This window comes from Methylobacterium indicum (assembly GCF_017347565.1).
In the GTDB taxonomy this organism is placed as follows: domain Bacteria; phylum Pseudomonadota; class Alphaproteobacteria; order Rhizobiales; family Beijerinckiaceae; genus Methylobacterium; species Methylobacterium indicum.
Genome location: NZ_AP024147.1, coordinates 50,309 through 73,224, shown reverse-complemented (window position 1 = coordinate 73,224; position 22,916 = coordinate 50,309). Strand labels below are relative to the sequence as shown.

At 65.7% G+C, this 22,916-nt stretch carries 26 protein-coding genes; 3 read left to right on the top strand and 23 right to left on the bottom strand.

Annotated elements, in window-relative coordinates; all coding sequences use genetic code 11:
- Nucleotides 1–2: 2 nt before the first annotated feature.
- The 10 genes from miv_RS31575 to miv_RS31530 form a co-directional block, all read right to left on the bottom strand.
- A complete protein-coding gene (locus miv_RS31575; protein WP_207183837.1) occupies nucleotides 3–203 on the bottom strand; it encodes a hypothetical protein in 201 nt (66 codons plus the stop codon).
- The gene (locus miv_RS31570) at nucleotides 200–634 is read right to left on the bottom strand and encodes a ProQ/FINO family protein (RefSeq protein WP_207183836.1); all 435 of its coding nucleotides are present in this window, start codon (nucleotides 632–634) and stop codon (nucleotides 200–202) included. The genes miv_RS31575 and miv_RS31570 overlap by 4 nt, the downstream gene beginning before the upstream one ends.
- 24 nt (nucleotides 635–658) lie before the next feature.
- Nucleotides 659–1,423 (bottom strand): hypothetical protein, encoded by a 765-nt coding sequence (locus miv_RS31565; protein ID WP_207183835.1) that lies wholly within the window; start codon nucleotides 1,421–1,423, stop codon nucleotides 659–661.
- Between the two features lie 259 nt (nucleotides 1,424–1,682).
- Nucleotides 1,683–2,066: a hypothetical protein gene (locus miv_RS31560; protein WP_207183834.1), complete on the bottom strand. Its 384-nt coding sequence runs from the start codon at nucleotides 2,064–2,066 to the stop codon at nucleotides 1,683–1,685.
- Between the two features lie 9 nt (nucleotides 2,067–2,075).
- Nucleotides 2,076–3,740 carry a hypothetical protein gene (locus tag miv_RS31555; protein WP_207183833.1) on the bottom strand — a complete coding sequence of 555 codons (1,665 nt, stop codon included), beginning with the start codon at nucleotides 3,738–3,740 and terminating at the stop codon, nucleotides 2,076–2,078.
- Between the two features lie 76 nt (nucleotides 3,741–3,816).
- Nucleotides 3,817–5,364: a hypothetical protein gene (locus miv_RS31550; protein WP_207183832.1), complete on the bottom strand. Its 1,548-nt coding sequence runs from the start codon at nucleotides 5,362–5,364 to the stop codon at nucleotides 3,817–3,819.
- Between the two features lie 111 nt (nucleotides 5,365–5,475).
- The gene (locus miv_RS31545; RefSeq protein WP_207183831.1) at nucleotides 5,476–5,874 is read right to left on the bottom strand and encodes a hypothetical protein; all 399 of its coding nucleotides are present in this window, start codon (nucleotides 5,872–5,874) and stop codon (nucleotides 5,476–5,478) included.
- 236 nt (nucleotides 5,875–6,110) lie between these two features.
- Complete coding sequence (locus tag miv_RS31540) at nucleotides 6,111–7,598, bottom strand: hypothetical protein (RefSeq protein WP_207183830.1); 1,488 nt, start codon at nucleotides 7,596–7,598, stop codon at nucleotides 6,111–6,113.
- Nucleotides 7,599–7,682: 84 nt separating this feature from the next.
- Nucleotides 7,683–9,641 (bottom strand): hypothetical protein, encoded by a 1,959-nt coding sequence (locus miv_RS31535; protein ID WP_207184006.1) that lies wholly within the window; start codon nucleotides 9,639–9,641, stop codon nucleotides 7,683–7,685.
- A gap of 63 nt (nucleotides 9,642–9,704) precedes the next feature.
- Complete coding sequence (locus miv_RS31530) at nucleotides 9,705–11,321, bottom strand: hypothetical protein (protein WP_207184005.1); 1,617 nt, start codon at nucleotides 11,319–11,321, stop codon at nucleotides 9,705–9,707.
- Between the two features lie 206 nt (nucleotides 11,322–11,527).
- On the opposite strand from miv_RS31530, the gene miv_RS31525 reads away from it, so the two are divergent.
- Nucleotides 11,528–11,968 (top strand): hypothetical protein, encoded by a 441-nt coding sequence (locus miv_RS31525; RefSeq protein ID WP_207184004.1) that lies wholly within the window; start codon nucleotides 11,528–11,530, stop codon nucleotides 11,966–11,968.
- On the opposite strand, the gene miv_RS31520 is transcribed toward miv_RS31525, so the two are convergent.
- The 11 genes from miv_RS31520 to miv_RS31470 all read right to left on the bottom strand — a co-directional run bounded on the left by miv_RS31520 (nucleotide 11,965) and on the right by miv_RS31470 (nucleotide 19,939).
- Nucleotides 11,965–12,252, bottom strand: a complete 288-nt coding sequence (locus miv_RS31520; RefSeq protein ID WP_207184003.1) for a hypothetical protein — start codon at nucleotides 12,250–12,252, stop codon at nucleotides 11,965–11,967. The two genes, miv_RS31525 and miv_RS31520, sit on opposite strands and share 4 nt — an antisense overlap.
- Before the next feature lie 15 nt (nucleotides 12,253–12,267).
- The gene (locus miv_RS31515; protein WP_207184002.1) at nucleotides 12,268–12,681 is read right to left on the bottom strand and encodes a DUF7831 domain-containing protein; all 414 of its coding nucleotides are present in this window, start codon (nucleotides 12,679–12,681) and stop codon (nucleotides 12,268–12,270) included.
- A gap of 85 nt (nucleotides 12,682–12,766) precedes the next feature.
- Nucleotides 12,767–13,033 carry a hypothetical protein gene (locus miv_RS31510; protein WP_207184001.1) on the bottom strand — a complete coding sequence of 89 codons (267 nt, stop codon included), beginning with the start codon at nucleotides 13,031–13,033 and terminating at the stop codon, nucleotides 12,767–12,769.
- 11 nt (nucleotides 13,034–13,044) lie between these two features.
- Nucleotides 13,045–14,370, bottom strand: a complete 1,326-nt coding sequence (locus tag miv_RS31505) for a radical SAM protein (protein WP_207184000.1) — start codon at nucleotides 14,368–14,370, stop codon at nucleotides 13,045–13,047.
- Nucleotides 14,371–14,459: 89 nt separating this feature from the next.
- On the bottom strand, nucleotides 14,460–16,259 hold the full coding sequence (locus tag miv_RS31500; protein WP_207183999.1) for an ATP-binding protein: 1,800 nt from the start codon (nucleotides 16,257–16,259) through the stop codon (nucleotides 14,460–14,462).
- 90 nt (nucleotides 16,260–16,349) lie between these two features.
- Nucleotides 16,350–16,541, bottom strand: coding sequence for a hypothetical protein (locus miv_RS31495; protein WP_207183998.1), 192 nt, complete (start codon nucleotides 16,539–16,541; stop codon nucleotides 16,350–16,352).
- 231 nt (nucleotides 16,542–16,772) lie between these two features.
- Nucleotides 16,773–16,967 carry a hypothetical protein gene (locus tag miv_RS31490; protein WP_207183997.1) on the bottom strand — a complete coding sequence of 65 codons (195 nt, stop codon included), beginning with the start codon at nucleotides 16,965–16,967 and terminating at the stop codon, nucleotides 16,773–16,775.
- The gene (locus miv_RS31485; protein ID WP_207183996.1) at nucleotides 16,967–17,539 is read right to left on the bottom strand and encodes a hypothetical protein; all 573 of its coding nucleotides are present in this window, start codon (nucleotides 17,537–17,539) and stop codon (nucleotides 16,967–16,969) included. Before miv_RS31485 ends, miv_RS31490 begins: the two co-directional genes overlap by 1 nt.
- A gap of 66 nt (nucleotides 17,540–17,605) precedes the next feature.
- Entirely contained in the window at nucleotides 17,606–18,589 is a 984-nt protein-coding gene (locus miv_RS31480; RefSeq protein ID WP_207183995.1) for a TAXI family TRAP transporter solute-binding subunit, read from the bottom strand.
- Between the two features lie 161 nt (nucleotides 18,590–18,750).
- Entirely contained in the window at nucleotides 18,751–19,566 is an 816-nt protein-coding gene (locus tag miv_RS31475) for a hypothetical protein (protein ID WP_207183994.1), read from the bottom strand.
- Between the two features lie 127 nt (nucleotides 19,567–19,693).
- Nucleotides 19,694–19,939 (bottom strand): hypothetical protein, encoded by a 246-nt coding sequence (locus miv_RS31470; RefSeq protein WP_207183993.1) that lies wholly within the window; start codon nucleotides 19,937–19,939, stop codon nucleotides 19,694–19,696.
- Between the two features lie 116 nt (nucleotides 19,940–20,055).
- On the opposite strand from miv_RS31470, the gene miv_RS31465 reads away from it, so the two are divergent.
- Entirely contained in the window at nucleotides 20,056–20,697 is a 642-nt protein-coding gene (locus miv_RS31465) for a ParA family protein (RefSeq protein WP_207183992.1), read from the top strand.
- Between the two features lie 4 nt (nucleotides 20,698–20,701).
- Complete coding sequence (locus tag miv_RS31460) at nucleotides 20,702–21,028, top strand: hypothetical protein (protein ID WP_207183991.1); 327 nt, start codon at nucleotides 20,702–20,704, stop codon at nucleotides 21,026–21,028.
- Nucleotides 21,029–22,329: 1,301 nt separating this feature from the next.
- Here miv_RS31460 and miv_RS31455 read toward each other — a convergent pair.
- Nucleotides 22,330–22,536, bottom strand: coding sequence for a hypothetical protein (locus tag miv_RS31455; protein ID WP_207183990.1), 207 nt, complete (start codon nucleotides 22,534–22,536; stop codon nucleotides 22,330–22,332).
- On the bottom strand, nucleotides 22,523–22,780 hold the full coding sequence (locus miv_RS31450; RefSeq protein WP_207183989.1) for a hypothetical protein: 258 nt from the start codon (nucleotides 22,778–22,780) through the stop codon (nucleotides 22,523–22,525). The genes miv_RS31455 and miv_RS31450 overlap by 14 nt, the downstream gene beginning before the upstream one ends.
- Between the last annotated feature and the right edge of the window lie 136 nt (nucleotides 22,781–22,916).

The following is a 22,916-nucleotide window of genomic DNA, read 5'->3' as shown; positions in this document are numbered from 1 at the left end:
CGTCATCTCCGCAGCTGCACCACGACAGCCGGGGTCGCCGGCTTGGTGCGGGGAATCGTGTAGGTGCGCAGGTAGTGACCGCTCCGCCACATGGCCTCGGCACGCCGGGCGACCTCCCGCCGCGTCAGCGGACGGGAGACCCGGACCCAGGCCTTGTAGGGCGGACCGAAATACGTCACCTCGAGAAGGGGGCCGTCGCTCACGCGGCGATACCCCGCTCGGTGACGAACACGCTGCGGTTGGCGTTGGCCGCCTCGAGCAGCGCCTGGCGCTTCTGGCGGTTCTCGGCCCGGCGCTTGAGCACCGTGGTGAGCCGGCCCTTGGCGTGTCGGGCGTGGCTCTCGTTGACGTGGTCGACGACCGCGCCGGTGAGGTCGACCCGGCCGGCGCCCTCGATCATGCTCTCGAGGTAGGTCGGTCCGCCGGTGTAGGAGCGCAGCGCGAGGGTGATCTCGCGCCGCGTCATGTCCGGGCAGGCCAGCCGCAGGTCGTAGTGGATGTTGATCTTCAGCGGCACCTTGCGGGCGTGGCGGCCCGCGAAGGTGTGTGGGAACCGCTGCACGAGAACGAGACGCAGGGCGTCCGTATCGATGCGTTTGTGCGCCTGGCCCACGCCGGCGCTGGGGGAGTCCATGATGACGATCTCCTTCATGATGTCTCAGGCGTCCAGGGTCTCTGGCACGTTGCGGTGGAAGTAGTTGGCACCGTGACCATGGGCGATGATCGTGACGTCGCCCTTGGTTCCGGTGGATTCGCCTCCGCACAGCATGCACTCGCTGCAGCGAAGGGCGCGGTTCATCTCGTGGGAGCCGGGGCAGATCCCCTCCCCCGCGAGAACGGGCTCGTCCCGCCGCCGGATGCGGAACGTGCGAAACCCAAGCGCGTGAGCGGCGTCGCGCTCGGCCGGGGTGTCGCAGCTCGCCATGCACCAGCGACGCAGCTCCGGGAAGCGTTGCCACTGGTGGGTGTAGCCGGTGACGTCACCGGCCTTGGCGAGCAGGGCCTCGAGCACCGGGTAGGGCACGCAGGCCGGGTCGCCGTAGGAGCCCAGACGCACCAGGCGGCGCGTCAGGGCGCGAGACCCATCGCGCGGACCGACCTCCGGGTAGTTGCCCTTGCGCCAGGCGTCGTAGACCTGGCGCGGACCGTGCGGCAGGAACACGTAGCACTGCCGCTCGACCACCTTGTTGGCCCCCGACGAGCTCTTGACCAGGCGGCCCCGCAAGGGACACGAGCCGCAGATCGCGGCGTCGCGCCCGGCATGGGACGCCTGGAGCGGCGGCATGTCGGCGACCAGGAAGTAGACCTGTGCCATCGGTCCAGTTTTCTGGTTGGGAGAGGGGTGGATCAGACCCGTGACGATCCCGACGATCGGCGATCCGTCGAGTATCGAGGGTCCGTTGTAGAAAACGAATCCCTGCATGAATTCTCCATGCTTGAGGTTATCCTCGTGACGTCGGATCGATGACTCGAGGAAGGGTCTGGACGGTCGAAGATGACCGCCCGGTTTCGGCGCTGGCAAAACCCACTGAAACGCAATGACCCACGGCACGACGGCCGGCTGTCTCGGTTGAACGATGCTTAGACCAAGTCAGTTGCGTTTGGAAACGCAAAATTTCGATCCATGCAAGGAACGACCGAGGCTTTGGCTTTTGTGCATAGGTTTTTGGCGCCGGAGGCTGTCAAGCCGCCTTCTGCGTCGCGACAACCCCGGGATTTTCCGGGGTTGCCGTCACGGCCGGTGCCAGATCAGGGGCGGGAGCGGGCTCCGGCACCGTCTCCGGGACGATCATCCCGAGCGGGAATTGCGGCTCGGCGTCCTCCTCGTCGAAGCGGGTGACGATCAGGCCGTCATCCACTTCAATCGAGACGAGCACCGTGAGCCCGGCATTGCCGGGCCTGAGGCTCAACCCGTCGAGCGTGCCGATCGAGCCCCGAGAGGCCAACCGGCTATGCCCGTCCGCGATGCGTCCGGTACAGGACACGTCCATCCTGACCGGCATGCCCAAGGTGATGGGGAATCCCAACACCTCCTGGGCGTAGGCGATGAGCTGGGCTTCCGTCATGGCGCCACCTCATGCCAACAGCTTCTGGGCCGCGAGCTTGCCCTCCTCGTAGACCTTCTCGCGCTTGGCCCGCTCCTCCTCCGCGGCCTCGGCTTCCGCCGCCCGGATGCCCTCGACGAGCGAGGACAGGGCCGGGGTGATCGGCTCGAGCCGCGTCAGCGTGGCCGGGGCTTTGCTGGCCGGGCCGGCAGGGGGGTGGAGGGCGACGACGTTGCTGCCCGGACCTTGATGCGCGGCTTGGTTGCCGGGGATATGCCGGGGCGCGACGTCTTTCCCGGACCCGGGTGATCGAAACCCAGGGGCAGGGAGCGCCTTCGGCGCGGTTCCGGTGGTCGTCGGGTTGACGGCCGAGCGCGGCAGGGTCGGGTGGACGATCTCGGCTTTCGGAACCGGCCGTCCTTGCAAGGAAGAAGCCAGGCCCGGCTTGCCCTCGCTCGTCGCTCCGACCGGCGGCGTGCCGGTGCGGGTCGAGGTGAGCAGGTTTGTCGTCGCGGTCGCCCCCGTGGCGGGAGCCTTGGCGGCGGGCGCGGCAGCCGCGGCCGAGCTCCCGGGCTTTGCCGGACCGACGGAGGGCTGCTTCACCCCCTCGAGGCCGGTCTTGGGCGGATACCCGAGCTCGCGCGCCACGAGCTCGCGCAGCTCGGCGAAGCTGAAGCCCATCCGGGTGAGCACCGTCGCGGAGGTCGCCGGGAAGTTGAACATCAGGTTCACCATCGACACGCACTTGCGCGGGTCGGCTATCGGCTTCTCGTCCTGCTCCGACCAGGCCGTCTCGAGGTACTCCTCGTAGGCCTTCTCCTTGTCCTTGTCGGCGGCCTTCGCCTTCCAGCCAGTGTAGCCGGCATTGTTGTAGTTGCTGTAGGACTTGTACTCGGGCTTGGTCTTGTCACGCGCGATGACGAGCCGCGCGATGTCGATCTTGACCATCGCGTCGCGCAGCTGGATCAGGTGATCGACGTCGAGGGTCTCGCGCGAGGTGTGCTCGGCGTCGAACCCGACCGAGATGTTGGTGCATTCCGACACGAGCTTGATGTACTGCTTGGTGTCGGTCGAGCGGCCGGTGTCGTCGGTCTTGAAGCCCTTCGGCAGCTGCTCGATCAGCGAGGTCGCGAACTTCTCCGAGCAGGTCCGCTCGGTGCCCATGTGGGTGATCACCGAGTGCGTGCCGCGCCGGTCGAACGCCACCGCGCAGTCGATGCGCGCGAGCAGCTCCGGCCACTTCTCGGCGATGGCGCGCGAGCCGATGCAGCCGTTCTCCTCGCCGTAGTGGAAGACGTAGAGGCCCGGCACCTTGGCCTTGATCATCTCCATCATGATCCACACGCCGGCCGTGCAGTCGGCGCCGAGGCAGCTCGAGTTGGCCTTCTTGTGCAGCTTGATCAGGCCGTCCTGGTAGACGATGCGCTGGAAGCCGTCGGTGCGATGCACGGTGTCGGTGTGGCTCGACCACAGGATGCCCGGGTCATTGCCGACCACCTTGAGCACGTTGCCGAACTTGTCGACGTGGACGCCGAGCGGACCCAGGAACTTGCGGATGAAGTCGTGCTCGGTGATCGAGCCCTTGGGCCGCTTGTAGCGCAGCATCTCCATCAGCTCCGTCACCTCGGGCGAGTAGGTGACTTCCTCGGGAGCGGCGGGAGCGGCAGGCTTGGCGGGATTCGAGGGGGTGTGCATGGCTGAAAATCTCCATACGGAATGGCCAGGGGCTCGAGGATTCGAGCCCCCAGGGGATGGCGATCGGGTCTGGTGATCAGAGGCCGATGGTGACGCCGCCGATGGTCACGCCGGCAGACGGCGCGGTGGCGGAGCGACGGCGCAGGTTGCTCGTCGAGAGCGCCGGGCCGGTGGAAGTGGCAAGGTGCGAGAACACGCCGGTGCCGCCCTTGCGCTTGGTCGCGCGCACCTCGGTCTGAGGCGCCTCGACCGGCGGCAGGGTGATGCCGGAGATCGCCCGCTCCTCGACCCCGCGCTGGATCGCCACGACCGCGTCGTAGTCGGCCCGGGTGATCTTCATCCGCTCGAGCTTGCGGGCATACTCGCGCGAGACCGTGCGGCCGTCGGCGAGCTGCGCGCCCTCGCTGAGCGGCAGCTTCTTGCCGTTACCCGGGCAGGTGAAGCCGTGGGCGTCGAAGTGGCGCTTGGACCACACCTGGCCGTTGTCGAGCCTGATCTGGTTCTTCGAGTTCGCCTCCCAGACTTCCTTCGAACCCTGGCAGGTGAAGCCGTACATGCCGACCGCGTCACGCGACCAGAACAGCGTTCCCTTGCTGGTGCCATGGACCTGTATGAAGGGTCCCTGGTACATGCCGCTCAGCCGCGGGCAGTAGGCGCGGCGGTTGATGCAGGCTCCGGTACCGCCCGACGAGATGAACATCTTGCCGTTATTCTCGAGGCTCGTCACCTCCTCGCTCGTCACGGTGACCCAGGTGCCGTCCGGGTTCTCGCGCACGTACTGGATGTTGTCGAAGTACGGCACCATGAACCACTCGCTGGCCTCGCCCGAGCCCTTGTACTTCGGGTGCGGGATCGGGTTGACCTTGGCGCCGACGAAGGTCGCGGTGGACTTGTAGCCCTGCTCGTGCAGCGCCTGCTTCATCCGGTCGACGTCGCCGTAGATCCGGCCGTAGAGCTTGCGGTCAGGCCACACGACGGCGCGGGCCGAGGCTCGATCCTTGCCCTTGCGCAGGTAGGCGACACCGAGGTCGCACTCGGAGTAGAACTCGGCCGGGTGACGCTTGCTCGAGGTCCAGTTCGAGCTCGACTTCGCCATGCACGAATCCGGACCGTGGGTGTAGACCCATACCACCTCCTCGGCCGTGCGCGCGATCAGGAGCTCGTTCGGCGGGTCGATGATTGCGGTGAGCCGGCGCTTGTCGGCGTCGCCGAGGTGGGGATAGAACTGCTCGAGGTAGCGGCCGACCTTGATCGTCGTGCGCCGATCGAGGATGCCGGACGCACTATCCGCGAAGTACGAGATCATGGGGCTCTGCACGAGCGCGAAGTGGTTCTTGATCGGCTCGAGGTCCCATTCCTTCGGCAGGAGCGTCGTGCGATGGTACTGACCTTCCCGGAAGCGCTGCTCCTCCCGCTTGATCCAGTCGGTGTTCTCGGCGATGCGCCGCGGCTGGACCTTGCAGCCGTGGAACTCGGACGCCTCCTTGGCGGCCTTCGAGGCCTGGGCGCCGGTGTCGTATGGACCGTATCCGGCGAGCGGCTGCTCGCGCAGATGGTAGGAGCCGTCGTCCTTGAGCGGCTTGGTGGGGTCGTTGACGAGCGCGACGAGATGGAACGTGGACATGGATGATCTCCAGTCGAGAAGGGAAGGACAGATTTTCGGGGGAGTTGTTGTGGAAAGGGGCGCCGAAGCGCCCCTTGTCGTCTAGTCGTTACTTCGCCTGTGCTGTGACGATCAGGCGACCGCGCCGGTGAAGACGAGCTTGCGGTTGATCGCCCAGAACGGGGCGCCACCGTTCGTCGGCCGCACCAGGTACGAGCGGGTGTCGTGGTTGCGCACCTTCTCGACCACGCCGCCGCCGCGACGGCGCGACCGGGTCTGCACCACCGGACGGGCGCCGGCCGGGAGCAGCACCTCGCCGTCGCGCACGACCTGCACGGCGGGCTTCTTGTTGGTCAGCTCGTAGCCGCCGTCCTCGGACTCGCCGTCGGCGTCGAAGCGCACGACCACGTCATGGCCGTCCTCGTCGATCGAGGCCAGGATCGGGAAGTCGCCGCGCAGGTCGGTGGCGAGCAGTCGAACCGCGGTGGAGGTGCCGGCGAGGTAGACGGTCTTGCTGGTGTCGATGGCCATGTGACGTTCTCCAGATTTGCATTTGTGCAACAGGCGCGTGGTGTCACCCCGCGGTGAGCGCCTGTGCGTGTCGGTCGAGATGCGGGGTGAAACGTCCTGCCCTTCTGGCTCAATCCTTTTGCATTCGTGCCAAGAGAAAGGCAAGGGGGAAAACCGATGCGGGCTCGAAAAAGCGCCGTCTTTTGGATTTCATGCCAAGGGAAGGGCAGTTGCCCGCCCTCCCCGGTCGTGAAGGATCAGCTCTTGCGGCGCTCGAGGATCATCTCCCAGAGGTCGACGACCTCAATCCCGTAATACTCGAGCAGCACCTCGGCCGCCTCGTCGCCGACCATGTCGAACAGATCGGCCATGGTCTCGGGCGCTTCGGCGTCGATGTTGGGCGGGAACAGGTCGTCGATGCGCGCCGCGTGGCCGCGCTTGCTGGTGCGGCGCCGGCTCGAGCTCCACGACCCGTCGTGGTCGTCGCCCACGTCGTCAGATTCGTCCAGCAGCCCGTAGCGCCCGTATGCGCTGCCGCCGCTCCCGCTTCGATAGCCCCCGTAGAGATCCGAGTTCCGCCCACCGCGTCCTTGGACGAAAGGGCGCTGGTTCGGGTCCCTCGCGATGACCACCTTCTCGACATCGAACGCCACCATGGCTTCCCGCAGGAGCCAGAGCGCGTAGAGGTTGATGCTCTCCGACGAGGAGTGGGCCCCGAAGTAGCCGACCGACAGGTTGGTGCATTCGGGGATCAGGTAGCGGTACGAGTACGAGTCGGTGAAGGACCCGCCATCGTCGGCCTTGTAGCCCTCCGGCAGCATCGTGACGATCGAGTCGACGAAGGCCTGCGAGCAGCAGCGCTGGCCGCACTGGTGGGTGATGACGTCGTAGTAGCCCTTGCGGTCGAAGGCGATGCAGGCCTGGATGTCGGCCACGAACCCGGGGTTCTGGCTGACGATCCACTCCGACCCGATCCGGCCGCACTCCTCGCCCCAGTGGAAGACGTAGAGGCCCGGCACGTTGGCGGCGATCATCTCGAGCATGATCCAGCAGCCGGCGGTGTCGTCGGCGCCCAGGCACGAGGCCCGGGTGTCGCGCGGCAGGCGCAGGAAGTGGTCGAAGGTGATCTCGAGACGCTGGTCGCCGTGACGGCCATGCACGGTATCGGTGTGGCAGGACCACATCACCTTCGGCTTCGGCTCGCCGATGCAGATGTAGCAGTTACCCTTGTCGTCCTGCTGCATGCCCTCGATCGACAGGATGTACTTCTCGACGAAGCCGCGCTCGGTCGACGAGCCCATCGGGCGCATCGTCGAGATCATGTCGAAGAACTTCTGGAAGCCGGGCACGTCAGACCAGGCGATGGCCGAGTGCTTCTCCGGGTCGTATTCCTGGCCGGAGCCGCTCGCCATCACGTAGGGCACGACGACGTTCACGGGCACCTCGCTCGGCTTGACGTCCTTGGCCGAGACTTCACGCGAGGCGTACCGGCCCGAGTATCCGCCGCCGTAGCCCCCCGCGTAGTAGTCGTCGTCGGAGAGATAGCCGCTGCCCTGCCCGAACTGAGCGTCGGAATGGTCCTCGGCCGGGGCGTTCGGGTCGATCTCGACCTCGCCCTTGACGTCGCCCTCGACCACCGCGACCTCGCCGTCGGAGTCGGGGGTGGCGGCCGGCGCCTGGTCCTGGTTGTCGAAGTCGACGTTGCTCTTTGCGGCGACCGCCGTCTCGTGCTGGATCATAGACATGACTAAGGTTCCCGTTAATCGAGAAGGAGAAGGGGTCAGGCAGGATTGCCTGACCTTGATTGTCGTTAGTGATGACGCTGATGATTACGCGGCATCGAGCTGATCGTCCTCGATGTCGTCGTCATCGATATCGAAGTCATCATCGTCATCGCCCTCGTTCTCGAGGGCCTCGAGGATGGCTTCCTCGCGCTGCTTCTCCGCGACTTCCTCAGCCGAAGCCTTGGCCTCGCGGACCCGGCGGGCACCACCGACTTCCTCCAGCACGGCATCGCGGGTCACGCCCTTCTTCGCCGCCATCTCGTCGAGATAGGCGTGCGAGTAGGTCGAACCGTTGCCGGCCAGAGTGTAGCCGTGCTCGGGCAGGACGCACTTGCGGCTGCCCTTACAGATGATGCCGTAGTTGTACCGGAACTCGCGCGGACTGCACTTGCGCCCGTCGATCAGGGTGACCGCCGAGCCCTTGTAGATCATCTCGCCCGAGAGGTCGGAACGCACGGCGTAGCGGTCGATCTGCTCGATGAGAACCGGACCGTGGCCATCGAGCTCGACTGTGCGCTCACGCGGGTAGTAGTATTCGCGGCCCCGATCCTCGTCGTAGAGCAGCACCGCGTACTCGGACACCGCCCGCTCCGACCACTGCTCGACGACGGTGTCGGAGATCTGCACCGGGAAGAAGTGGCCGGGGAAGTACAGGCCGAGCCGCGGGCAGAGCTTCATCGGATGGGCAAACCCGTCCGTGTGGCGCGCCGAGAGCTGACCGTTCCCCTCCTCCGGGATCACCAGGAAGCCCTCGTGCTTGTCCGGTTCGGGGTCGAGCAGGCACTTCTGGTAGTCGATATACGGCGCGATGTAGCGCTTGTAATCTTCGTGCCAGATCTTCACGAGACGCGCGCCGATCAGGGGGCCGTGCTTGTAGCCGGCATCCTGGAGCGCCCGCTCGATCCGGGCGATGTCGCCGTAGGGCCGGCCGTAGAGCTTCCTCTCCGGCCAGGCGAGCGCACGCGCCGTGACCGTGCCGTCGCGCATCAGGTAGGCGACCTGGAGGTCGCCGCCCGCGTAGGGCTTCACCGGATGGATCGGGCGCGATTGGAACTTCTCCGTCGGGTGCGACATGCACGACGAGGGACCGCGGGTGTAGGTCATCACGATGTCGTCGGCCGTGATGGCAAAGTGCAGGCCATCGGGCTTGTCGATCATCGCGATGTAGCGGTTGCGCTCCACCTGCGAGAGGTGCGGGTAGTACCGCTCGAGGTAGCGCCCCGGCGTGACGCGGGTCTGCCGATCGAGCACACCCTTCTCGGGAGACTCGATGAAGGCGAGCTTCGTCGGGTCGTCCCTGGAGGGGTGCAGGAAGTGGTCCTTGATCGGGGCCAGATCCCACTCGGCCGGCATGGCGATATACTCGCCGTTACCGAACCGCACGCGCTCGCGCTCGCGCCATTCGTCGGAGTTGGCGTCGGCCGCGATGCGCCGCGGCTGGACCTTGCAGCCGTACTCCTCCGTCAGACGGCGCGCCATCTCGGCTGCCGCCTTGCCGTTGCCGAAAGTGTAGGTGCCGACCCGCACGACCTTCTTGTTCTGGATCATCACCAGGTAGAAGGCCGGCGGCTCGAGCGCCATGAGCCGGTCGACGTAGCACGTCCACGTCGAGACGGTCTCGTCATCTTCCTCCCGCCAATCGTCGAACTGGACGCTGACGCTGCCGTGGCCGTTGGTGATGACGGTGCCGGTTGCGCCGAGCGGCGGTCCGTTGGGGGAGCTCCCCCCGACCGGGAAGCGGGCGACGCCGACCCGCATCCCCTCGGTCAGGACGTCTTCGTAGGCGTAGGGCTGATCGCCCTCGCCCAGGACGAGCTCGAGCCGGTCGCAGCGCGAGTCCCAGCGCGCGTGCCGCTCCTGCGGAAAGCGAACCCGGACGCTCGATCCGCCATTGCGCAGGACGGTGCCGATCGTGCCGACCGGGGGACCGCCCTCGCCACCGTCGACGGGGGCGCGGATGACCCGCACCTGCTCGCCGGTGATGAAGCCTGAGTTACGAGGCATGGAGACTTCTCCTTTGCATTTGTGCAAAAGTGTTGACGTGCATGCGCGGATGGATGCGGGCGATCAGGCCCGCAGCCGCTCCGGTTCACGCACGAGGTCCTGGTTGGCAGCCACGGGCGCCTCCTCCTTCGGCTTGCCGAAGCGACGGATGAAGTCCTGGCTGTAGTGCTTGCCGCCGATGGTCTCGCCGTCGGTGGTGGCGTAGTTGCGGCCGTTGCCGGCGCAGGTGAAGCCGTGCTTGAGGAAGGCGTCCCGCGACCAGGTCGCACCGTTCGAGAGCACCACCGGCGCCTCGTCGACGAAGGCCTTCTGGCTCGAGGCGCAGATGAACCCGCCGACCTTGCGCAGGTGGTGGAGCGAGACCTGCTTGTCCGCAGCGTCGAGGCCGTTCGGCACGTCCTCGCACACCCACTGACGCGAGCCGGCGCACCGGAACGAGTTCGAGTTGCGGCAGTCGTCGCACCACACCTCGGTCGATCCCGTCACCGACACGACGACGTCGGAGAGGTCGAGATCGGATTCGTCGTAGCCGCAGCGCTGGCAGTCGTAGTTCGGGTCGGGCTCGTTGTCCTCGTCGACCGTGCGATCCACGTTCATGAGGCCGCTGGTCTGCGCGCAGTGGTAGCCCTCGAACCGCTCGCTGATCTCGAAGTGGTCGCCCCGATCGACGACGCACAGCGAGGCCGGCGAGCCGGCGTACGAGTCCGACTTGTCGACGAACGGCAGGATGAAGAAGTCTCGCCGATCGTACATGTGCGTGAGCCGCTGCATCTTGGCGCCGAAGAAGTCGCCCTGGCTGTATCCCTCAGCCCGCAGAAGCGACTTGATCTTAGCGAGATCGCCGTAGGCGCGGGTGTAGAGCTTCTTCTCCGGCCAGATCAGGCAGCGGGCGATGATCTCACCATTGTCCTCGAGGTAGGCGAGAGCGAGATCACCGGCGAAGTAGGCCTCGACCGGGTGATGCTTCTCGCCGTACTGCTTGAACTTGCCCGACATGCACGAGCTCGGGCCGTTCTGGTAGATCTCGACCGCCCGCTTGGGGTCGTCGGTGATCTGCAGCTGACCCTCGTAGCGCAGGCGCGCCTCGTAGAGCTCGACCTCGGAGGGCGACAGCGCGGTGTAGAAGCGGTTAAGGTATGAGCCGGCGGTCACATCGTGGCGCCGGCCGGCGGCCCCATACTCCTCGCTCGGAACGTAGGAGACGCGGCCCTCGTCGTTGAGGTAGGCGTAGTGCTCGGTGATGACCGGCAGGCCGACCTTCTCGACGTCGAAGCGCGAGAACTGGCCGGAGGACAGGCGCTCGGCCTCGACCTCGTGCCAGTTGCTGTTGAGCTTGCGCCGACGCGCCTGGACCTTGTGGCCGAGCTGCTTCGTCAGCACGGCGGCACGCGCCGCGGCATCCGCGCCGTCGTCGAAGCCCTCTCCCGGCACGTCGACGACCTGCCCGCCCTTGATCTCGACGAGGAAGAACGGCTTGAGGTCGGCCGCCGTGATCGGGCGTTCATGCACAACGATCACATCGGGCGGCACCCAGTAGCCGCTGCGCTGGAGGGGCGGCAGGATCGATCCGCCGCCCGGCGCCGCACCATTGCCGGGGTGGCCCCGGTTGAAGCCGCTCTCGGCGAAATCGACGAAGGGCCAGTCGTCGTTGGGATTGGTCTGCAGGACGATGCCGGTCAACCCGATGGACAAAGATCCTATGGTCTGAACGACACGCACACGATCGCCATTGGCGAAGGGCATGGTGAACTCCTCTGGTTGGTTGAGTTGTGCAGAAAAGCCAAGCCAGCGCGTCTGGCGCGGCGTCGTTGCGCCGGATGTGCCGGAGATTTGCATTCATGGCAAGCGGTTTGACAGCGATCACTTTTGCATTTATGCAAAAGATTATGCTTGACAGACCGAAAGCCGTTGAACTCCCGTGGTTTACGGGAAAGAGCGCCTGGGACGCCTACAAGGCGCTCGACGTGGCCTGCGTCTACGCGGTCGGCCCGTCAGCGGGTCGGCCGGTGATGTTCGGCTGGACCCAGCGCCCCCTGTCGCGCTTCGAGAGCTACGCCGAGGGCTACTGGGACGATCTGGTTTTGCATGAAATCACATGGGCGCCCGACAAGGCGCTGGCCAAGCGCCTGGTCGACGAGATGCGCCGCCTGATGCACCTGAAGAACCGCGGCCTTCGCGACCGCTGGTTCGACGTGACGAGCGACTTCGTGCTGCCGCTGTTCCAGGTCGCGGGCGACAACCTGAAGATCCCGACCTTCACCCACGACGCCCTCATCGAGCGCGTCGCCGAGATGGCGGAGCGCAAGGTCAGGGCGAAGATGGGCTAGGCCGCGCTCGAGGCGAGCTTCTCGTGATCCTGACCGAACCGGTTGGCGAGTTCGTCCGGGACGTGAACGTAGACGCCCTCGTAGAACTTGTTCCAGCGGTCGAGCGCTCGCGCGAAGTCCGCCTTGTCATCGAAGTAGTTCGATCGGTTCTCCCAGGTCCTCGTCTCGATGTTGAAGCGGCGATAGAACAGGATGCCGCCCTCGAAGATGCCGCAGCGGTCGTTGTTGTTGTTCGGCGCGCAGGAGCGGCTGGCTTCCTGGTTGCAGTAGGGACAGGTGGGCATGGTGTCCTCGGATGTCTAGCGCGGTTCGATCTCGACCGCATGGTTGGCGAACGATGCCAGCTGCTCGGCGAAAGCTTCCAGCACCAAGGCGATGCGAGGCGCGCGGGTCTTGAGTTCCGCGCGTCCGGTTCCGACCCCGTCCCGGGGCCACACGACGGTTCCGCTCCGCGCCAGGTGGCGACAGAGCCTCTCGAGCACCGGGATCAGCAGCGCCCGGATCTCGTCCTCGTCGTCGTCGGTGAGGTAGGCGCCGTCATCGGTCGCCGGGTAGCGCTTGGTGACGATCCCGACGGCGTTGGGCTCGTCCCGCATCTGTCGGGCCTGGCCGCCACGCCCCCGGCCAGCGAGGTTGTCGCCGAAGCAGTAGAGCCAGTCGGGGTTGTCGCGCAGGTCCTGGCGACGGATGAACTCCTGGAAGATCAGGGGCATCACCGTTCTCCAAATCCGCTGGCCATCGCCACGATGGCGATGACCACCACGGCCGCGCAGAGGAACTCGACCAAGGCGCCCTCCCTTATCCGACGATCCGCGGCATCTCGGCATCCGTGATGTCGGGGCAGTCGTGGCAGATGACGTGGAGCGCATCGACGAAGGCTCTCGCCTGCTCGCGCGCGATCCGCACCCGGTCTCCGGTCGACCCCTCGAGGCCGATGACGAGGTCGCCCTGGTCGTCGAGGTAGGCCTTGCGCGGCCCGATGACCCGGTTGTACCCGGTCGACCGCTCGATCCGCGAGGTCTTCACTTCCTTGCGACGGGTGCGCTTGTAGATTTCGACAGGCATGCTCGTTCTCCTTACCAGCGGGCGAAAGCCTCGGTGATGTGGGCGAGGTCGAGGGGGAGGTAATCCTCCTCGGCGCAGTACGAAGACGGACCCATGATGCCTCGGACAAGGTCGATATACATCGAGAACTTGCCCTCGGGGCTCGAGGTCAGGTAGCCCGGAACGTTGAGACGATCGATCACGTTCGGGAACTGGTCGATGAAGGCGGTGTCGACCGAGAGCGTCAGCGGGTACCAGCCCTTGCCCTCGAACGGTCCGGCGATGGCGTTGTAGAGCTCGTCGTCCGTCACCTTCATCTTCGGGCCCGACGAGCCGCGCGCGACGTTCTTGAAGCCGAGCAGCAGCAGGTTGTCGGTGTAGCGCCCGGTGCGCGCGGCGTGGACGACCTCGGTGATGTCGTTGGTGCCGACCGCGTGCTGGGGCATCAGCCGGCCGGAATAGACCCTCCGGCTCGACAGGTTGTCGCGGATGCGCGTGAGCTTCTCGAAGTCGGCCGCGTTGTGGACCGAGACGCCGATGCCGCCGAGCTTGCTTATCGTAGTCTTGACCCAGTCGCGGGTCGACCACTCGACGCCGTAGGCCGTCACGTTCGGGGTGATGCCGCGCTGGTGGAAGGCGTCGACGATCTCGGGGAATTGCGGGTGCATCATCGGCTCGCCGCCGCCGATCGCCACCTCGAACACGCCGAGTTCGCGCAGCCGCTCGGCGGTCGCGACCACCGACTCGAGCGAGGCGTGGGCGCCCTGCTTCGTCGAGCCCTGGTAGCAGAAGAAGCAGCCGTAGGGGCAGTAGTCGGTGATCTTGACGTCGACGAGCTCGGGCGCCCGCGCCTTGGTGTAGGGCTCGTCGGAGAGACGGATCTTGAAGCCGGAGCTCGGCCAGTACAGAACGCTCGCCGCCCCGTCCTGGCGCTGGCGCATCGGGCCGCTCGGCGCAGGGTCGGCGTTGGGGATCGTGAAGCGATCCTCGTTGTCGTTGCCGCCCAGGATCACGACCTCGGGCCGCATGAGCAGGTCGCGGTCGACAGACGAGCTGGTGCCGGCCGACTCGTGGTCGATGTAGTCGTGCTCGTTCCAGACCGAATCGAGCGTGGCCTGGTCGAGGTAGGGCGCGAACTCGGCGTCGAAGTCCTCGCGCGTGGCGTACCGGCCGCGCGTGTCGACGGCGACGTAGTGCATCTTCGAGCGCACGTCGGACAGGATGAAGTTATCCCAGCCGAAGTCGCCGCCCGAATAGTTGCTCGGGGGCGCCGGGTGGCCGGGCCGCATCATCACGATCGAGTGCGAGGACGACGAGTTGGTGGCGTGACCAATGCGCAGGTTCTGGATGCGAGGCATCGCAACGTGTCCTTCTCTCAGGAGCAAGGATGAAAGGACCCTGCCCAGGGGTGAGACCGGGCGGGGTTGGTGTCAGGTCAGGCGGCCGATTAGGCGGTGAGACGCCGCCAGGTCCGAACGAGCAGGCCGGGGCGCACCCGCTGATGGAACTTCTCCGACATCTCGAGCGGCCGGCGGATGTCGTCGGCGGTGATCGGACGACCTTCGGCACGCGCCAGGGTCTGGCCGATCTTGAGCGCGTTCTTGATCTGCCGCCCATTGATCTTGTGCTTGGACAGCTCGGCGAGCTCGAAGCTCGAGATGTCGCTCGCGATACCAGCGGCCCGGGTCAGGTTCTCCCAGATCTTCAGGAGCTTGGCCTGGCCGGCATCGGGGAACGACAGCGGAATCGAGATGCGCGAGAGGAACGCCGGATCGATGTTGCCCGCCCGGTTGGTGGTCAGGAACAGGATGCCATCGTGGTACTCGAGCAGGCGCAGGAGCACGCCGACCATCGCGTTGCGCTTCACGTCCTTGGTGTCACGCGCCTCGAGGAAGATGTCGGCCTCGTCGAGCAACAGCACCGCATTCCAGATCGACGCGATGTCGAGGATGGTGCGCAGGTTCTTCTCGAGCTGGCCGGGGTCGGTGCCGAGCTCGCCGACCGAGATCGCGTAGAGCGGTTGGCGCGTCATCTCGGCCACCGTCTCGGCGGTGAGGGTCTTGCCGAGGCCCGGCTTGCCTTCCAGGAGGAAGATCGTGCCGCCGCCCTTCTCGTCGACGATATCCTGGAATCCCTGGCCACGGGTCGCGACCAGCGCCTTGATGATGTTCTTCTCGTTGTCGTCCATCACCAGGTAGTCGAAGGCGTCATCCCGCCAATCGATCGGCGAGATGTCGGCGACCCGGAACGTGCCCCACTTCTTCGTGCGGAACGAGAATCCGATCACGAACGGGTATGTCCGCCACAGGTCGTCCTCACCGATCTCGAACGGAGCCACCTTGTCCTCGTTGTTCTCGTCGAACTGGAGGCCGGTGCGCCGGGTCTCGTTGCGGTAACGGTCGCCGTCGATGCGCCGGCACGAACGCGGGTCGACCATGATGCGTCCGTCGGCTCGGAATGAGGTCTTGCCCGACCAGCCGGTCTGGGTCATCTCGCCCTTGTAGCGCATATAGCTGGCGCCCGTGGCGATCCCGGCGAGGATGCGACCGCGCGCGGCGAGCTTGGCGCGCAGCTCGCCCTCGGCCGGAACGATCGGCAACTCCGAGATCGGCATCGTGCCGGACCAGACCGGGACCGGGATCGTCAGGTTCGCCTCGACCGGCATGCCCGACAGGGTGTGGATGACCGAGATTTCGATGTTCCAGCCGTCACCGTAGTAGCTAGAGTAAAATTTGACATCGTCGATGACCCCACCGATCTGATCTTCACCTTGAAGAATGATGATCTCGGCGTCGGCCTTGAAGTGCAGGGGAAAGTCGTTGAACTCCAGCACTCCATCGGCGACCCTGGCCTCGTAGGCATCGATCAATGCTTTCTGATCGCCCTCCAGGATCTTGAAGAAAGCGTAGAGTCCGGGTTGATTGACCTCCGTGATATCGTTCTCGGAGACGTAATCGTCGAGAACCTTCGACTTCAGCTGATGGTAGTTTTCGGAGAGGGACGAGACCTTGAACATACGGCCGAGACGCAAGGTCTTGGCCGTCCCGATCAGAGACTTCAGGCAGTTCGTGATGATATCGCGCTCCCAGGTGCTCACGGGCTCGCGCCAGTCGATGAAGTCGATGCCGTCGATGGTGATGTGCTTGAAGGCATCATTCTCCGAGACCAGGTGGACGACGGGCTCGGAGATATGCGCCAGGGAGATCTTCTCGGGCTGCGGCTTGAGGGCGGTCACGGTGCCGGACATGGTGCGCTCACTTTCACGAAGGGACACGCGGCGCAGCGAGGGCGCTCGGGCGTTTGCAGGAAATCCAAGTGGCGAGGTCGTCTTGAGGCGTCAGCTCTGCGCGGTCAAGGACAATTTTGCATTCGTGCCAACCTGACGGCGCACGAAACGGCGACCGCGGCGATCCTGCCGCGCCTGGCGTTGCCGATCGGCCTCGCGACGCTGCTGGCACAGGAACACGTAGAGGATCACCAGCACGATGAATGCCAGGATCAACAATTCGATGAGCTGTTTCTCTTTCATCACGACCTCCTGAAATGAGGGTGGCGCTCCCGGCAGGACTCGAACCTGCGTTTCCGGTGTTGTTCCAGTTCCCCTGTCCGACTCTGGACCTTTAGTGGCCGCGCTCGGGGCCCCATACTCAGGGCGCGCAGGGTTGTTGGCACCAGCGTCCTAACCCGACTAGACGACGGGAGCGCAGTGCTGAGGCAGTACAAGGCCTCAATGAGATGCAGGGTTTCCCCTGCATCTGGTTCAAGCCTCGAGTGTGGCTTCGATTGCAGCACGCGCGCGGCGCATATACATCTCGAGCCGAATATGGCTGATCTCGTTGAACGGGATCTTGAAGCCGTAATAGACGTTGTCGACGTTATAGAGAACTTCGGCCACCTTCATCACGGTGGGATAGGCCTGCCGAAGCTCGTCTTGCGTCAGGATGCGGCCCTTCATCATCCCATCCGCATCGACGAGGCGCGGGTGCTCGGGCCGCCCGGCGGCCGGGGCTTGTCGACGCCGATCGGGGGCTTGGCCTCGACCGCCTGGTGCGAGGCGACGAGCCGGCTATGGTCGAGGTAGATCGCCTCGGGCATCTTGCCGTCCTTGTCGACCTTCGGCTGCACCGCGAACTGGACGCAGCCGTTGATGTAGGTGATGCGCCGCGTCGTGATGCCGACGACGCCGCTGATCTTGTCGGTCACCTCCTGGCCCAGCCGAACGCTGACGTTCGTGGCCTCCGGCGTGACCTTGGCGATGATGCCGGCGTCGACCACCTCGAGCGAGTGCTCGTCGATGGTCCACCCTTCCGGGATCTTCTCGCCGTCTCCCATCGGCTGGATCGTGTACTGGATCACGCCGTCGAGGGTGAGCGCCCGCATGGTCAGCAGGCCAGTCAGGCCGGTGGTGATGTCGCGGGCACGCACGCCGATCTGCAACGGCGGCAGCGCGGCATCATCCGCGGACTGAGGTGCGGCCTTGGCCAGGCCCATGGTTACGGCGGCGGTTGCGAGGGTGCGGAGCGACATGGTTGCCTCACTACGTCAGTACGTCATTGCGTCAGGGGGCCAGCGCGCACTGGCCCCCGTGCGGGATCACTTGTTGGCGGCGCCCGGGGACATCGTCGCCCAGATGGTGCTCGAGGCGTCCTCGACCGCCTGGTCGAGCGAGGTCGAGATGGCGCGCGGCATCTGCTGCTTCAGGTCCTGGCGGGTGACGAGCAGCGCCTCGACGGTCGGGACCTTGACCGACTTGTCGGTCGAGAGCCAGCCGTTGTCGGCCAGAAGGTTGTTGTAGATGCCCGGGTGGCGGCCGTTCGCCTTCGACTCGATGGTCTCGGCGGTGTAGATCGGCTCCCCGTTCGGGTCCTTCAGCGCGTAGATCTTGTCGTCGTTGACGGTGATCAGGCGGAAGGCCGGCTTGCCGTCACGGGTGTTGACCGAGCGGCGGTTGGCGAGCTCCATATTGGGCGAGCCGAGACCCGACACCCACAGCATGCAGGTGTCCTTGCGGTCCTTGATCGCCGACACCGCTTCGATGTTGACCGGATCGGCCACCCGCTCGATGCCGTCGAGGCCGGCCGAGTTGGCACGCCGGATGGTGCGCCAGGTCTCGGCCGAGCCAGATCCGTCGGGGCCGACGATCATCCGCACGCGCTGGCCCTTCTTCTTGGCCGCCTCGAGGTCGGCGAGCGATCCCCAGCCGGAGCCTGTGGAGCACAGGACGTGGGCGAACTCGGTGTAGACCTTGCGGTAGATCACCAGGTTGTTGAGCGTCGCCGGGTTCTCCGAGCGGTAGGTGTCGAACACGTCCGACTGGGTGAAGGCGAAGTCGCACTGGCCGGCCGACAGCTTGCGCAGATTGTCGAGCGAGCCGCCGCTCTCGTCGTTGGTCACGAAGCGGACCTCGCCGACGCGGCCGGCGACGCGGGAGAAGATCTCCTTGGCGGCGGCGGTGTAGTTGCCGGTGGACGATCCGGTGCAGACCGAGATGCCGGCGGCGTGCGCCGGGGCGGTGAAGGCGGCGGACATGGCGAGAGAACCCAGGGCGAGGCCCAGGACGAAGGCACGACGGGTCATAGTTGTTTCTCCAGATAGAGGGGTCAGCCCTCAATGCTGCGCACCCAGTGGATGCGCAGTGAGGAAGGCTTCCTCAGCGATCGATGGTCCAGGGAATGACGAAGACGAAGCTAAGACATGCTGCGCCCATCCCGACAGCCCATAGTATGACGAAGGCGTAATTACACCAGCTCATACGGAATGCCTTCCTTGCTGCGGATCGTGTCCATCCGCTGCTTGATCAGGCTGACGTCGATCTCAGGCGCCTGGCGCCCGAGCTTGATCGCCTCGTCGAGGATCTTGATCGCCTCGCCGAACAGGTCGATGTGAACGTGGGCGTTCGGGATGACCGGGGTCGCGTCGAATCGCAGGCTGAAGTAAGCCTCCTCGACGAACCGCGGCAGGTGGATGCTCGTGACGCCGGTGTCGCCGATCATGAACGACAGCATGGACATCACGGTAATCGGAGCATCGATCGTCTGATGCTCGATGAGGTCCTTGGCCTGCTTGATTACGTATTTTACGTCGTACTTCGCCCGCAGGCTGATGTAGTCGAGGTACTCCATCACATCCGCGAGATCCATCTTCGGCTCGGGATGGTGCCAGTCGGGCAGTTTGTAGGCCACGAACCCGAGCGGCAGGATGCAGCGCTGCGTGATCTCGGTGATGATGTGCTCGGCCCGCTTGAGATCGTTGTCCTTGTCCGCCGTGCCGGCGAGCTGCGTCACGAACGGCATCAGCTCGTGTCGGCGCGCATCGGGCATCGCGTCGTTGAGCGACATGGCAAAGCCGCCGATCGGCCGCGAGAAGCACGGCGGCAGGCAGTCGATGCTGCGCACCTTGCGGTAGGGCATGCCGGCAGCGACCACCGCCGCTTCGTTGATGCAGGTACCCCCGTCCGGGCCGGGGAAGTCGTGCGAGCCCTTGAGCAGCCGCCAGTTCAGGATGTGGGAGAAGTCCATCGCCTTGTCCTCTGGATGGATGAGTTCGAGCGGCACAAAGGCCGCCTCCCCTCCCGGGGAGCCGATGCGCTTAGAGATCGTGCAAAACTCGCTACGGCTTCATGCCGGAGATTTGCATCCATGCCAAGCGGAAAAGTTGGTTGGGGGCGTAAAGCCCCCTCCCCTACCAGGTGGCGACCACCGGCGCGCTCGAGAACCCTTGCAGCCGGCGCGAGACCTCGGCGCGCGAGCCCACCACCCGCACGGTCGAGCCGTCGACGAGCTTCACGCTCGAGCAGTGGATCACGGCCTGCTGGATGCAGTCGGCCGGCGCCACCCCGACGACGTGGGTCGGGTTGAGGTCGACCTTCGGCTTCGGGGTCGGCCCGGCGACGGCGAGGGCGAAGCTGATGAGAATGACGGGGTCCATGGTGTGTCTCCTTTACGTCCTGTTAACGCTGATGGGGGCGTGGTAGCTGCCTGAGGGCGTGGCCACGCAGCGGGCTACGTCGTGACGTAGTGACGTAAGTACGTAAGAGGTGAAGGATGGAGATCATTGTTGTCGCAAGCCAGAAGGGCGGCTCGGGCAAAACGACCACCACCCGCTCGCTCGCGGTGCTGGCGCAGAAGACGCTCGGCCCCACCGTCATCATCGACCTCGACCCGCAAGGTTCGCTGACCGCCTGGTGGAACAGGCGCGAGGATCAGCAGCCGGCGCTCGTCGCCTTCGACATCGCCGAGTTCGCCGAGCGCATGGGCCAGCTCGAGGCGGCCGGCATCGAGTATGTGTTCGTCGACACGCCGCCGTCGGTCCACCCCGAGATCCTCGACGTGATGCGCAAGGCCACGATGATCGTCGTGCCGGTGCGCCCGTCGCCCGACGACCTCGATGCGGTGCGCGACACCCTCGCGATGATCGAGGCGGCCGGCGCGCCGTTCGTGTTCGTCCTGACCCAGGCCAAGCACCGGACCCGGTTGCAGCTCTCGGCCGTCCAGGCACTCGCCCAGCACGGCAAGCTCGCGCCGACCGTGATCCACGACCGCACCGACTTCCCGACGACGGCGATCAGCGGGCAGACAGTCAACGAGCAGGAGGCGGCATCTCCCTCTGGCCGGGAGGTTCAGGACGTGCTCGAATACGTCGTGACGCAATGCCGTAAGTACGGCAGCGCGACAGCAACGGCGTGACCCGATGAGCAAGCCAGCACCCGATCTCTCCGGCATCCTCGCACCCAAGGGGGGAGGGCGCCCCGACAGCATCCCGCAGCGGGCGCTCACGCCGGTGGCGCCACCGCCCGCGCCTGCGCCAGCCCCGGTGCCGACGCCAGTGCCGGTCACCAAGGTGAAGGCGGAGCCGCGCTCGAAGTCGCTCACGCTGCGGCTGACCGAGACGAAGTACCAGGCGCTGCGCCGGTACTCGTTCCAGACCGAGATGACGCATCAGGACGTCCTTGAGCTCGCACTGGACCAGCTGCTTGAGCGCTTCGAAAAGGAGCCAAGCGGGCAGGGCAGTCCGTAGCCGATTGCGTCCGTAACCGTGGAGGTGGGCCCGTACCGGGCTCATCGCTGCCGTCATGACGTACTTACGTCAATCCGTAGATCCGCAGCCCCGCTCGCACGGGCTCGCGTGAGGCGTGAGCCCCGCCAGGAAGGCGGGCAGCAGCCCCGTATGCAGGCAATCGCGTACCCGCCCGGGTCAGTGCCCCAGCAAGGCCCTGCGCCCGTCCTTGGGCCGCTCAGCGGCTGCGCAAGTGGCGCCGTCCTCACATCCTTATGTGATCACATCGTTGCGTGAGCGCGTGGCCGCGTCGTTCCGTGGTCACGTCCGTTCGCAGATACTTCAGCGCCCTCGCAAATCCTTCAGCGCGCACGCGCCGGCTTGCGGATCGCCCGACGATGAAGCGAATCATTCAAAGGCATTGGGTTCCGATACCGCGAGTCTTCATCGCGAATGACTCTGGGGCGGGAGAATCGGTGCAAGACAATGCAAAAGATCGCGGCATCCATGCCAAGGCGCTCGACTCTCGCCCGATCTTGAGTCCTCATTAACGTTCCGACGGGACCGGCTTCGGCTTGAGTCGCGGGACGGAAGCGAGAGGAGCGAATACCGCAGCAGGACCCAGACAAGCGAAGGCCCCCGGAAGCGCCAACTCCCGAGGGCCTTAGGATCGAATAACGGCTTTGCTCAACCAACGGGGCAAGCCTACCGGCTTCCGAAAGGAAGTCAAGCTGGAACGCCAATTCCAGCAACGATCCTGCTTTGCCCGATGACTGCCGCGGTCCAGTGAGGACCGAACGATGTCGCGCGCCCAAACGCTGGCCTGGCTGTACTCAGCCGTCGAGGCCGGCGACGTCACGATCGAAGCGGGGACCCGTCTCGAGACGATCATCCGCGTCCATGTCCCGGAGAAGGGCAGGGGGCCTGTCTACCCCCGGCGCATCCGCCCGAAGGTCCGTGACGACGGCCGCTCGCGGCGTCTGGCATGCCGGCGCGATCTGCCCGACCACATCGCGGCCGGCTTCACCGAGAAACAGCGCGCTGTCCTCGTCTTCCTCGGAATGCACAGGGTGACGGAGGTCTCGAACGCCGAGATCGCGACGCGCTGTGGCTGTTCGGTGCGAACCGTGCAGAATGTGCTCAGGATCGCATCCGGCGACGGCCTGATCTCGGTGATGTACCGGCCGGCGAGAAGGGCAGGGGAGCTGTCACGCACCAACGTGGTTCGGGTGGTCAGCCGCGAGTGGCTCGCCTGGCTGGACCGCGGGCCGAAGGGGAGGGGGGTCGGTGAATCCCGCTGCGCCCCTTCGTATCAAGGTGATTCAAAGGGTCTCGTCCGACACGTCGAGCAGCGACAGCACCGCGTTGCTCGAGCAGAACAGGTCCCTCTGATCGGGCGACATGATGGCGTATGCCGCCCGCAGCATGTCCTGGAGATCTCCGACCGTGTGGTCGGGCTCGTCGGTATCCGAACCATGCTGGTCGGCGAGCGAGATCAGGCGCTCGATCCTGCGGTCAGCGGCGGCCATCGTCGGTCTCCTTCCGGACTTGAGCAAGCGATTGACCGGCTTTCGGCTGCGATGCAGGCGTCTCGTCGTTGAGAATGCCGCCAGCGCAGATGATGCCGATCAGGATGCCGGCCGCGTATCCGCCGCCAGACGCCGCGGTGATCTCGCTTTTGCCGAGGGCTTGCAGCAGCATGCCGACGGCGCCGTCGAGGATCTGGGCGAAGACGATCGCACCAGCAAACATCAGGGCTTTCTTGGGCGTCATGATTCCCTCCGTGACGCGCGCTGTGATGGGGCAGGGGGCTCTGGTGGCACGCCCCGCGATCGGTGGAACCGTTGTGCGCTGTGTGATATTGAAGGGAGTGAGACCGGCGGCGCTACCCGCCGGCCTCGGTTCTAGA